The sequence below is a fragment of the Candidatus Koribacter versatilis Ellin345 genome, from assembly GCF_000014005.1.
Classification (GTDB): domain Bacteria; phylum Acidobacteriota; class Terriglobia; order Terriglobales; family Acidobacteriaceae; genus Korobacter; species Korobacter versatilis_A.
In genome coordinates this window covers 2,810,942-2,822,027 of the sequence record NC_008009.1, presented here as the reverse complement: position 1 = coordinate 2,822,027, position 11,086 = coordinate 2,810,942, and the positions used below count along the sequence as shown (strand labels likewise).

Here is an 11,086-nt window from a genome sequence, read left to right as displayed (position 1 = left end):
TCCGCTTGGTGCAAACTCAAATGACTAATCAACTAAAACGCTCCTCGCTAGTTTTCCTGTTGAGCGGAAAGCGCAGCGCTGCGGCTGCTTTTTCGCTTTTGTGCGTCATCATCACCGCAGGCTGCGGCGGAGGCAGCAGTGGCGGTGGCACAACCCCGCCCCCACCGGCGCAGGTGGCTACGCCGACGGTCACCATGACAGCCGCTCAGAACGGCGGCCAGGTGGTCACGATGGCCGATACGACATCGGGTGCGAGCATCTTTTTCACGACCGACGGATCGACGCCGACGTCCACCTCACAGCAATACCTGACGCCGGTACTGATTGCTTCCAACGTTACGATCAAGGTCGTTGCGACTGTGAGTGGCATGACGGACAGCGATGTGACCTCGCAAAGCGTCTCCGGGATTGCGAGCGGTGCATTGGTTTGGAGCGACGAATTTTCAAACTCGAGCGGCTCGAATGTGCAGCCCGATGCGTCAGTATGGACCTACGACACCGGGGCCGGCGGCTGGGGTAATGCTGAACTCGAGACCTATTGTGCGTATGGCTCGACAACGTCGCCGTGCGATACCGCTCTGCCAAATACGTACGTTGGTACCGATGGTTATCTGCACGTTGTAGCGCGCAACGCGAGCGGCGGTGCGTACACTTCGGCGCGGCTAAAGACCCAGGGCCTGTTCAGTACGTCTTACGGGCGCGTTGAGGCGCTGATCAAAATGCCGGAAGGGCAGGGGCTATGGCCGGCGTTCTGGATGTTGGGGAACAACATCACGACCGTGAACTGGCCAGCGTGCGGCGAGCACGACATCATGGAACACATCAATGCGCCTTTGCCGGATTGGTTTGCGGGCTCGATCCATGGCGCCGGCAACCTGAACGGCTCGGTAACCTGGCCTACAGCGGCCCAAACTTATACGGCGTCAGATTGGCATATTTACGGCATGATCTGGTCCAAGGGGAAGGTGCAGTACTACATCGATGATCCGTCGAATGTGTATGCATCGTTCGATTCGACGACAATCACTACCGGCACTTGGCCGTTTGATTCGGATGGTGGAGCGTTCATCATTCTCAACATGGCTGTCGGTGGAAGCTGGCCGGGTGCACCAGATGCGACGACCCCGTTTCCGTCGGAGATGCTCGTGGATTACGTCCGCGTGTACGCGAACTGAGTCAGCGTGACCGTGGCGAGACCCTCGCGCACTTCACAATCCGCAACGTCAGCAGCCGCGAAACAGGAGAAACCTGTGCGGCTGCGCGACGTTGCGGACTATTTGGGTCTGTCGTCCACGACGGTATCACTGGTGCTCAATAACTCGCCGGTAGCGAAGACGCTGTCAGAAGAGACCCGTGAGCGCGTGCGTAAGGCCGCGGAGAAGTTGAGTTACAAGCCCAACTACTTCGCGCGGGCACTCAACCAGAAACGCAACTACCAGATCGGCATACTGGTCCCTGACTTCGGGGAAGGTTACAACACCAGCTTCATGACCAACATCGAGCGCGAGCTCGTGGAACGCGGATATCTCTACTTCGTTTCGAGCCACCATTGGAACCCGGAAGCGATCGATTTGCGTTTGCGCAGCTTTGTGGAGCGAGGCGTGGAGGGCGTAATCCTCATCAACACGCCGCTCGCAACGCTTCCGGACGTGCCGTTGGTCGTGGTGGGAAGTCAGAAGTTGAAATTCCGGAGCACGCAGATTTCTCTCGACAACGAAGCAGGGGTGAACGCGGCACTGCGGCATCTCTATGCGCTCGGACATCGGCACATTGCATTCGTGAAGGGGCATGAAGGATCTGTGGACGCGGAGCCGCGATGGAGGGCATTTGTCGACGGCTGTTGCGAACTCGGGCTGAGGATCGATTCTAAGGCGGTGGTGCAGTTGCATCGCATCGACGACGGACTGGATCCGATCGCAGAGGGCTACAAGGCGGCCGAGACGCTGCTTGCCTCGGGAGCGCGATTCACGGCGGTGGTTGCATTCAACGATATGTCCGCGATCGGCGCCATGCGCAAGTTCAAGGATGCCGGGATTGACGTGCCAGGCAGGATCTCCATCGTCGGGTTCGACAATGTCCCGATTGCTGGCTTGGTTGATCCACCACTTACGACCATCAGCCAGCCAATTGAAGAGATGGCACGAGTCGCAACGGCCGAGGTCATCGCGCAGATCGAGACAAGCGGAAGCTTCCGCCCAAAGCAGGTTGTGGTGGAACCTGAACTCGTGGTGCGTCGCTCGACGACCGCACTTATCGCCTAAATTGCAGTTCGGCTTTACCTTTTTACAATTTTGATCGAATCCAGCACGGCGCCGGCAGTGTGCGCTTCCGGCGAGCGCGGCTTCTCAGTGCTATTGAGCGTGGCGAGGAGCAGGGTATTGCCGTCGGTGAGGAACTCGCATTGCCAGTTCGCGCCTTCGGAGTCTTTGAACTTCGCGGCGGTACGCTGCTTGGTGCTTAGAGTGACTGTCTTTCGGCCGACAGCAGGAGCAGTCTGGAGAAATCGCTTCATGTATTCGCGAGAGTCGAGAGCTTCGACCCGGCCAGTGCGATGAAATGCGGAGATGACGATGGACGTCGCAGTGGAAGGCGAGTCAAGTTCGAGGTCGTCGTTGGTCTGGCGGAAGAACCAGAAGGGAGGAACGGCAATGGAGACGTTGCCCTTGGGAGTGAAATAGGTGCCGCCGCGGGCGTGGTTGTTGGTGTGGCGAATAGTCTTCTTCGCCGGCTTCTTTGCTGAGGTCTTCTTTTTTACGGGCATTCGATGAGTGCTTTCTAGGAGCGAAGTAGTTTCTTTAAAGTGTCTGTAAGATCCTGCGCGGATGTAATGGGAGGCTGGCAGGCAAAGTTCGAGCAGACGACGGCGACAGCGCGGCCATCATTGACGCCTGGAACGTTGGGTATGGTCTCTGCCAGTGCGGGCGGAAGCAGGTGCGCATCGGCTTGTGCGAGACGAATGACCGACAAGTTCTCGGCGAAGGTCTGAAATGCGGCGCGTTCGAGATCCGCGGCGGAGGCGTCGGTGCCGATGATTACAACCTGGGTGTGGGGTTTTGAAAACCAGATCGCGGCGCGACCATAGGTTCCGGCATAAATCCCAAACTGTTCGACGGCGCCTGCGAACGTTTCGAGGGTGTCTTCGGCTTTATCGCGATAGCGCGTGTCGTTGGTATACGCATGGAGTCGGAGCATCAGGATTGCGGCAGCGGGATTACCCGCGGGCGTTGGTGAATCCTGGAAGGCTTTGCGGCGCACCGAGAGCGCGCCGAGGGCGACTTGCTCGGTTGTAGGTTCGGCGTCGAAGAAGCCGCCCGAAGTGGCATCGCCGAATTTTGCGATGGCGGTGTCGGCGATCTGTTGCGCGCAGCGGAAGTAGGTGAGATCGCCAGTGGCTTCGTAGGCATCGAGGCAAGCGAGTGCGGTGAAGACGTAATCGTCGAGCAAACCCCGGCTTTCGCGCAGCACGGCGTTGGGATCGGAGTAGGCGATCACGTGTGGCAACTGCTGCTTGTCGTTCCACTGTCCGAGAATGCGATCGAGCGTGCGTAGCGCGAAGTGGTGGGCGTCTTTCATTCCGAGTACACGCCCGGCGGCGAGGTAGGCGCTCACGAACATCGCATTCCAGTTCACATAGACGGTCTTGTCGATGTATGGCGTGGGACGCTGGAGACGTGCGACGAGCATCTTCTGTTTCGCAGAGTTCAGCAACATCCGGATCTGGTCCGGCTTGAGCGACAGCCGCATCGCGATTTCTTCGACCTCGGCGCGGATCCAGAGGACGTTCTTCGCTGAGTTGTGGTGCATTTCGCCGACTTCGTTGATGTCGTAGTGCAGCGCCGCAACTTCAAATTCCTGCGCGGTGAGGGCAGCTTTGGCTTCGTCCACGGTCCAGGTGAAATAGTCGCCGTCATCCTCGAGGTTGATGTCGGCATCCTGAGAGGCGTAGAAGCCCCCGTGCTCGCGATCTGTCAACGTGGAATCTACCCAGCGGATGATGTCCTTCGCAGTTTCAGCAAAGGCAGCGTCGGGAAAAAGCTGCGCCGCGTGCACGTAATTGCGCAGCAGCTCCGAGTTGTCGTACGACATCTTCTCGAAGTGCGGAACGATCCAGTTCTCGTCTACCGAATAGCGATGAAAGCCGCCAGCGATCTGGTCGTACACGCCGCCTTGCGCCATCTTCTCAAGCGTAGTGCGCGCGACGTTGGCGGCGCCGTCTTCACCGGTGCGCGCGTACCAATCGAGCAGGACCTCGACGATCGAAGCATGAGGAAATTTCGGCGCAGAGCCGAAGCCACCGTTCTTGGGATCGAAGGAATTGAGCGCCGACTGCACCATCATGGTGATGACGCGTGGATTGAAATCGCCACCGTGACCGGCGAGGCCTTCGGCGTGGTGCAATGCGGTCATCATGCCGTCGGCTTCGCGCAATACGTCGTCGCGGCGGTTCTTGTAGGCGTCGGCAATCGCCAGCAGAATCTTCTTGAAGCCCGGACGGCCGTGGGCGTCGCGGGGAGGGAAGTAAGTTCCGCCATAGAAGGGTTTGCCTTCGGTGGTGAGGAACGCGGTGAGCGGCCAGCCTCCTTGGCCGGTAATCGCGGCGACAGCCGTTTGGTATCGGCTGTCTACGTCGGGACGCTCGTCGCGGTCTACTTTAATGGCGATAAACTCACGGTTAAGGATGTCTGCAACTTCTGGATCGTCGTAGGACTCGCGGTCCATGACATGGCACCAGTGGCACCACACTGCCCCGATGTCGAGAAGAATCGGCTTGTTTTCCTGCTGCGCAGCGGCAAAGGCCTCCGGACCCCACTGGTGCCAGTGGATGGGCTGGTGTAGGGCGGAGCGGAGATAAGAGGAGGAAGCGTTTCCCAGTGCGTTCGAGCGCGACGACATAACTTTCTAGGATAACAGTCTTCCGGAGGTCGGAAGATTTAGCAGAGGCCAAGGCCTTTGCGTCCCTTAGACAGTGCTTCGCTGATGACGGCGGAGCGGTGTACAACGCGCGGCAAAATACGTCACACTATGGGGATGAATTTTCGTGAGCTCAACCCGAGCGATGCCGCCGCCTACTGGAATGTACGGCTGGAAGCCCTCGAGACGGAGCGGGAAGCGTTCGGGAAAGCTCCCGAGGAGTTTCGCGTACTCTCCGTCGAGGACATGGCCACCCGCCTGCGCGATATGAGCGACGGCAGCTTCTGCATGGGAGGGTTCGATGGCGAGGCGCTCATCGGCATCGCTACGTTCATTCGTGAGACACGGGTGAAAGAGCAGCACAAAGCGCATATCTACGGTGTTTACGTGAAGGCTTCGCATCGAGGACGTGGGGTTGGGCGTGCGTTGATGCAGCAGGTGCTAGATCGGGCGCGGCCCCAAGCCGGGCTGGATCACATACTGCTAGCGGTGGCGACAACCAACACCACCGCATTCGAGCTGTATCGCAGTCTCGGCTTCGAGACATGGGGAACTGAGCCGCACGCGCTGCGCGTAGGCGACAAGTTCGTGGATGAGCACCAGATGGTATTGCGGCTGCGCTAGCTACTTGTCGCCGTAGGTGTCGTCGAGTTGGGTGATGCGGTACCTGGTGATCGTCTCCATGCACGCGGAGTACATCGAGGGCTGTATGGAGCCTCCGGCGTAGAGGTCGGCCTCGGCCTGGCAGTGCGCCTCGCGATAGTTGATCCACGCCAACTGCGCAGCTTTCAGATCGTCCAGTGTCTTGGTGGATTGTGCCTTGGCGGCCGGAGTCTGGGCGCTTTCCAGGTTCTTCTGGAGAAGTTGGAGATAGCCCTGATAGACCTTGAGCAACTGCGAGTTGGCGGTGCGGAACTTCTTTTCCGTGCACTGGTTCAGTTCCGCCTGCGACTGGATCTTGCGGCAGGGATCCTCGTCCGGCTTCGCGCGTTGCGCTGGCGAGAGAACGGGAAGGAACAACGTCGCGAGCAGCAGGAATTTCTTCATAGGTTCGGTTTGAGCCGGTGGCGATAGTCGCTGTAATCCGGAATTTGACGGCTATATTCGGTGGTCATGAACGGCGAAGAGATCATGAAGTCCGCCGATGAGCGGTTATAGGCAACCGGAATGTTCCACACCGCCGATATGCGAAGCAGCGCGCGGACGTCGGGATCGTGCGGCTGCGCTTCGAGCGGATCCCAGAAGAAGATAACCAAATCGATCTCATTTTGCGCGATCTTCGCACCGATCTGCTGGTCACCACCGAGGGGGCCACTGAGCAACTTGTGGATCTTAAGTCCGAGGGTCTCAAGAACGCCGCCAGTTGTACCGGTGGCGTAAAGGTCGTGTCGAACGAGGAGTTCGCGATGAGCAGTGGCCCACTCGAGCAGCTCCCGTTTCTTGTGATCGTGCGCGACCAACGCGATGCGTTTTTGCGCCGGAATCGGCAACGACGTGTATTGCGTGTCGGACATTGAAACTCCTGGCAGCTACAAAAGCGTACATCATCGGGTGTGAGTTGCTGGAGCCGCGAGGCACCAGCGCGCATCCAAACGGTAAGATGGGAGAGATGGCGAGCCATACCCCGGCGGGAGAAGGAATTCAAAAATCGAAATTTCTGAATCGGCTGCCGGCGCTGAAGGTCCGAAACTTTCAGCTCTTTTTTGCGGGACAGCTGATTTCGCTGATCGGCACGTGGATGGACAACGTGGCCGAGGCGTGGTTGATCTACCGCCTGACCGGTTCGTCGTTGAAGCTTGGGACGGTCGGGTTTTGCAGCCAGATCCCGGTGTTCCTGTTCGCGCCGCTGGGCGGAATTGTCGCCGACCGATATAACCGCCACAAAATCATCATCGCCACGCAGGCGACTTCGATGGTGCTGGCGGGCATTCTTGCAATCCTTACGCTTACACATCGGGTGCAGGTCTGGCACGTGTTCCTGCTGGCAGCGCTGATGGGTGTGGTAAATGCATTCGACATTCCCGCGCGTCAGGCCTTCCTCTCCGACATGGTCGGTCGCGAAAATCTGATGAATGCCATCGCGCTGAATTCCTCGATGTTTAACGGAGCACGCATTGTTGGGCCGGCAGTGGCCGGCATTTTGGTGGCAAGCATTGGTGAGGGCTGGTGTTTTGGCGCGAATTCGCTCAGCTATATCGCGGTCATCACCGGGCTGCTCATGATGAAGCTGAATCTTCCAGTCCGCATTGCGAGCGGGAAGTCGCCGCTGCAGGACATCGTCGAGGGGTTCCAGTTCGTCAAGGAAGCCGCGCCCATCCGGACGCTGCTCCTACTGCTTGGATTGGTGAGTTTAGTCGGCATGCCTTACTCCGTGCTGATGCCGATTTTCGCGGACCACATTCTGCATGGCGGCGCGAGAGGGCTGGGCATCCTGATGGGCGCAACCGGCGTTGGTGCGCTCGGCGGAGCGTTAACGCTCGCATTGAAGAATGGTCTTAAGGGGATTAGCCGGATTATCAGCTACTGTGCATTCGGCTTCGGCACGAGTTTGATCCTGTTTTCGTTCTCGCGCTGGTTCTGGCTCTCCGCGGCGCTCCTGATCCCGGTGGGCTACTCGATGATGGTGCAGATGGCGAGCTCAAACACGCTGCTGCAATCCATGACGCCAGATCGGCTGCGCGGGCGGGTGCTCGCTGTGTATTCGATGATGTTCATGGGTATGGCGCCGTTCGGAGCGTTATTCGCGGGAGCGATCGCTGAGCGCATCGGTGCGCCTTGGACAGTGGCAGTCGGTGGAGTCGCCTGTATTTGCGGCGGCTTGTTCTTCCGGAGGAACCTGGCTACCTTCCGCGATGGGGCTCGCAAGATGGTCCTCGCACAACAGATGGTCGGTGGCGAACCGGCACCGGAAGTCACGGCGGGATCGCTGGTGCCAGCGACCGATGCGGAACTCGGCGAGGAGCCGATCAGTTCTACGTCTTAAGTACGTATTCGAGCCAGAAAGTGCCATGTTTCCTGTGCTGCGCATTGGTTAAGATAGTGGTGCGAGGGTAACAATGTTCGGCGAACTTGGGGTTCCAGAAGTACTCTTCATACTTGGCATTGCACTCCTGATTTTCGGGCCGAAGAAGCTGGGCGACTTGGGCAAAGGTCTCGGAGAGGGCGTGCGCGGATTCAAGTCCGCACTTCGCGACGAACCGAAAAAGGAAGAGACGAAAGCATAGTTCTCATAGCGATTTCACCAGCCGGAGCCTGAGGGCTCCGGTTTCGTTTGCCCGGAAATGACTCAGAACGATTTTTTTCGAAGGGGTGTGCGAATAAGACGTTCGTGGAGTATCTTGTCCAGATGAAGCTACGTGTACGTTAACGGTACATAGTTTCGGACAAAATTCTCGCAAAAAAGAGGGAATTTCCTTTGAGACGGAACTGGACTCCTGAAGTTTCGGCGGTCTTTGCGTTGGCGCTTGCTTTGCAGGCGCTTCTGGCTCCCATCCAACTCCCGGCGCAATCGCCGGCCACCCCTGTGTATCGCGATGCGACCCGCCCGGCGAATGAGCGTGCGCATGACCTTGTGCAGCGCATGACGCTCGACGAAAAGGCAGCGCAACTGGAGGACTGGGCAACGGCGATCCCGCGGCTTGGGGTGCCTGATTACCAGACATGGAGCGAGGCGCTCCACGGTGTCGCCCGCGCGGGTCATGCCACGGTTTTCCCGCAGGCGATCGGCATGGCCGCCACGTGGGACACTGAGATGGTGAAGCAGATGGGCGACGTCATCTCGACAGAAGCCCGCGGCAAATACAACGAGGCCCAGCGCGAAGGGAACCATCGCATCTTCTGGGGACTGACATTCTGGTCGCCGAACATCAACATCTTCCGCGATCCACGCTGGGGGCGCGGCCAGGAGACATACGGTGAAGATCCGTTCCTGACCGGCAAGATGGGCATCGCGTTCATAGACGGTGTGCAGGGGCCAGATGCGGCGCATCCCAAAGCGGTGGCCACGAGCAAGCATTTCGCGGTGCACAGTGGACCGGAGTCCTTGCGCCACGGGTTTGACGTAAAGGTGAGCCCTCGCGATTTGGAAGAGACGTATCTTGCCGCCTTTCGAGCAACGGTAACGGATGGTCACGTGAAGAGCGTGATGTGTGCCTATAACGCGGTCGATGGGATGGGCGCCTGCGCGAACAAGATGCTGCTCGAAGAGCACCTGAAGCAGGCATGGGGATTCAAGGGATTCGTTGTGTCCGATTGCGGTGCGATTATGGATGTAACCCAGGGCCATAAGAATGCGCCGGACATCGTGCACGCGGCTGCGATTTCGTTGGCGGCGGGAACAGACCTTTCGTGCAGCATATGGGAGCCTGGATTCAACACGCTCGCGGATGCAGTGCGTAAGGGGCTGGTGACAGAAGATATGGTTACGCGTGCGGCCGAGCGGTTGTACGCGGCGCGTTTCGAACTCGGAATGTTCGACGAGCCGGGATCGAACCCGAACGACAAAATTGACATGTCGCAGGTGGCTTCGGAGGAACATCGCGCAGAGGCGTTGAAAGCGGCGGAAGAGTCGATAGTGCTGCTGAAGAACGATGGCCTCCTGCCGCTCAAGAACGCGAAGACGATTGCCGTGATTGGGCCGACAGCCGAACTGTTGGCCTCGCTTGAGGGCAATTACAACGGGCAACCGGTTCGTCCGGTGACTCCGCTCGATGGCATCGTGAAACAGTTCGGCGCAGAGAACGTGCGTTACGCGCAGGGATCGAGCTTGGCAGCGGGTGCGCCCGTTCCCGTACCGCGGACGGCGTTTGAGGGTGGTCTGAAGGCTGAATATTTCGCGACGTCGGATTGGACGGGGCGTCCGGTGGCGACGAGCACCGAGCCACGAATTGACTACGACTGGGTGTATGCGACGCCGGTGCCGGAGATCCACACGCACGATTACTCAGTGCGATGGACTGGGACGATCCGTGTGCCTGCTCCTGGCAAGTATCGTTTTGCGACGGAGACCCAGAGCGGGTTCCCATATTCGCCGCGTGAGAGCTATCGCGCAATGGTGGACGGCAAACTGGTTTCGCAAGGGAAGACCGAGGGCGAAACAAAACCAGCGGAGGGAGCATCGCCAACTTCGCCGCCGCACATGGCGAATATGGCAAAGGGCCAATTCGAGGTCACGTTCAGCGACACCAATCCGCACGCATTTGAATTCGGCTATAGCCACGCTGGAGATGAATCGGGAGGTGGAATCACGCTGAGTTGGGAAGCGCCTCCGGAAGCGCAGATTGCAGAAGCGGTGAATGCTGCGAAGGCAGCGGACGTGGTGGCGGTTTTTGTGGGATTGTCTCCAAATCTCGAAGGCGAAGAAATGCCGATCAAGATTGAAGGCTTTTCGGGTGGCGATCGAACCAGCATCGATCTTCCGGCGACGCAGGAAAAACTGCTCGAGGCCCTTGGGGCTGCAGGTAAGCCGGTCGTTGTCGTGAACTTGAGCGGAAGCGCAGTGGCGCTGAATTGGGCGAACCAGCACGCAGGCGCGATTCTGCAGGCATGGTATCCGGGCGTGGAAGGTGGCACTGCAATTGCGAAGACGCTCGCAGGCGAGAGCAATCCGGCGGGGCGGTTGCCGGTCACGTTTTACGCTAGCGTGCAAGACTTGCCGGCCTTCACCGAGTACGCAATGAAGAACCGCACCTATCGCTACTACGCAGGCAAGCCGCTGTGGGGCTTTGGATTCGGGCTTAGCTACTCGACATTCAAGTATGGCGAGGTGAAGCTGGCATCCACTTCCGTAGATGCAGGGAAATCTTTGACTGCGACGGTGACGGTGACGAATACGTCTCAGGTCGCTGGCGATGAAGTGGTGGAAGCGTACCTCAAGACTCCTCAGAAGGGTGGGCCCTCGCATTCGCTCGTCGGATTCCAGCGCGTCCCTCTGAATCCGGGTGAGAGCCGCGAAGTGGCGATCGAAGTCAGCCCGCGATCGTTGTCGGCAGTGGATGACAGCGGGAAGCGGTCGATTCTTGCGGGCGAATATCGGCTGAGTATCGGTTCAACACAGCCGCAGGAGACGCAGGCAAAAAGTGAGGCGAACTTCACGGTGAAGGGAAGCGCGGAGTTGCCGAAGTAGACTTCGCGTTGGAAGACTGAAAGGGCCGACGTGATGAGCGTCGGCCTTTTG

At 58.8% G+C, this 11,086-nt stretch carries 10 protein-coding genes; 6 read left to right on the top strand and 4 right to left on the bottom strand.

What is annotated here, in order from left to right; genetic code table 11:
* The first annotated feature begins 20 nt into the window (after window positions 1-20).
* Both ACID345_RS12305 and ACID345_RS12300 read left to right on the top strand, forming a co-directional pair.
* Window positions 21-1,175: a chitobiase/beta-hexosaminidase C-terminal domain-containing protein gene (locus ACID345_RS12305; protein ID WP_011523189.1), complete on the top strand. Its 1,155-nt coding sequence runs from the start codon at window positions 21-23 to the stop codon at window positions 1,173-1,175.
* Window positions 1,176-1,250: 75 nt separating this feature from the next.
* Window positions 1,251-2,261, top strand: a complete 1,011-nt coding sequence (locus tag ACID345_RS12300; protein WP_011523188.1) for a LacI family DNA-binding transcriptional regulator — start codon at window positions 1,251-1,253, stop codon at window positions 2,259-2,261.
* A 14-nt stretch (window positions 2,262-2,275) separates the two neighbouring features.
* Here ACID345_RS12300 and ACID345_RS12295 read toward each other — a convergent pair whose 3' ends face one another.
* Complete coding sequence (locus ACID345_RS12295) at window positions 2,276-2,761, bottom strand: hypothetical protein (RefSeq protein WP_011523187.1); 486 nt, start codon at window positions 2,759-2,761, stop codon at window positions 2,276-2,278.
* A 14-nt stretch (window positions 2,762-2,775) separates the two neighbouring features.
* Window positions 2,776-4,893 (bottom strand): thioredoxin domain-containing protein, encoded by a 2,118-nt coding sequence (locus ACID345_RS12290; protein WP_011523186.1) that lies wholly within the window; start codon window positions 4,891-4,893, stop codon window positions 2,776-2,778.
* A 57-nt stretch (window positions 4,894-4,950) separates the two neighbouring features.
* Between ACID345_RS12290 and ACID345_RS12285 the strand changes: the two genes are divergently transcribed.
* Window positions 4,951-5,535 (top strand): GNAT family N-acetyltransferase, encoded by a 585-nt coding sequence (locus tag ACID345_RS12285; RefSeq protein ID WP_083763734.1) that lies wholly within the window; start codon window positions 4,951-4,953, stop codon window positions 5,533-5,535.
* Here the strand turns inward: ACID345_RS12285 and ACID345_RS12280 are convergent, their stop codons facing one another.
* Window positions 5,536-5,958, bottom strand: a complete 423-nt coding sequence (locus tag ACID345_RS12280) for a lysozyme inhibitor LprI family protein (protein ID WP_011523184.1) — start codon at window positions 5,956-5,958, stop codon at window positions 5,536-5,538.
* Window positions 5,955-6,425 (bottom strand): methylglyoxal synthase, encoded by a 471-nt coding sequence (locus tag ACID345_RS12275; RefSeq protein WP_011523183.1) that lies wholly within the window; start codon window positions 6,423-6,425, stop codon window positions 5,955-5,957. The genes ACID345_RS12280 and ACID345_RS12275 overlap by 4 nt, the downstream gene beginning before the upstream one ends.
* A 95-nt stretch (window positions 6,426-6,520) precedes the next feature.
* Here ACID345_RS12275 and ACID345_RS12270 point away from each other — a divergent pair, with 95 nt between their 5' ends.
* The 3 genes from ACID345_RS12270 to ACID345_RS12260 all read left to right on the top strand — a co-directional run bounded on the left by ACID345_RS12270 (window position 6,521) and on the right by ACID345_RS12260 (window position 11,035).
* Window positions 6,521-7,894 (top strand): MFS transporter, encoded by a 1,374-nt coding sequence (locus tag ACID345_RS12270; protein ID WP_228370775.1) that lies wholly within the window; start codon window positions 6,521-6,523, stop codon window positions 7,892-7,894.
* Window positions 7,895-7,967: 73 nt separating this feature from the next.
* A complete protein-coding gene (tatA, locus tag ACID345_RS12265; RefSeq protein WP_011523181.1) occupies window positions 7,968-8,135 on the top strand; it encodes a twin-arginine translocase TatA/TatE family subunit in 168 nt (55 codons plus the stop codon).
* A 191-nt stretch (window positions 8,136-8,326) separates the two neighbouring features.
* The gene (locus tag ACID345_RS12260) at window positions 8,327-11,035 is read left to right on the top strand and encodes a glycoside hydrolase family 3 C-terminal domain-containing protein (RefSeq protein ID WP_011523180.1); all 2,709 of its coding nucleotides are present in this window, start codon (window positions 8,327-8,329) and stop codon (window positions 11,033-11,035) included.
* Window positions 11,036-11,086: the final 51 nt, after the last annotated feature.

Bases quoted from the DNA above. Each gene is read 5' to 3' on its own strand.
- ACID345_RS12305 (WP_011523189.1), top strand. From the start codon at position 21: ATGACTAATCAACTAAAACGCTCCTCGCTAGTTTTCCTGTTGAGCGGA.
- ACID345_RS12295 (WP_011523187.1), bottom strand. From the start codon at position 2,761: ATGCCCGTAAAAAAGAAGACCTCAGCAAAGAAGCCGGCGAAGAAGACT.
- ACID345_RS12290 (WP_011523186.1), bottom strand. From the start codon at position 4,893: ATGTCGTCGCGCTCGAACGCACTGGGAAACGCTTCCTCCTCTTATCTC.
- ACID345_RS12280 (WP_011523184.1), bottom strand. From the start codon at position 5,958: ATGAAGAAATTCCTGCTGCTCGCGACGTTGTTCCTTCCCGTTCTCTCG.
- ACID345_RS12275 (WP_011523183.1), bottom strand. From the start codon at position 6,425: ATGTCCGACACGCAATACACGTCGTTGCCGATTCCGGCGCAAAAACGC.
- ACID345_RS12270 (WP_228370775.1), top strand. From the start codon at position 6,521: ATGGCGAGCCATACCCCGGCGGGAGAAGGAATTCAAAAATCGAAATTT.
- tatA (WP_011523181.1), top strand. From the start codon at position 7,968: ATGTTCGGCGAACTTGGGGTTCCAGAAGTACTCTTCATACTTGGCATT.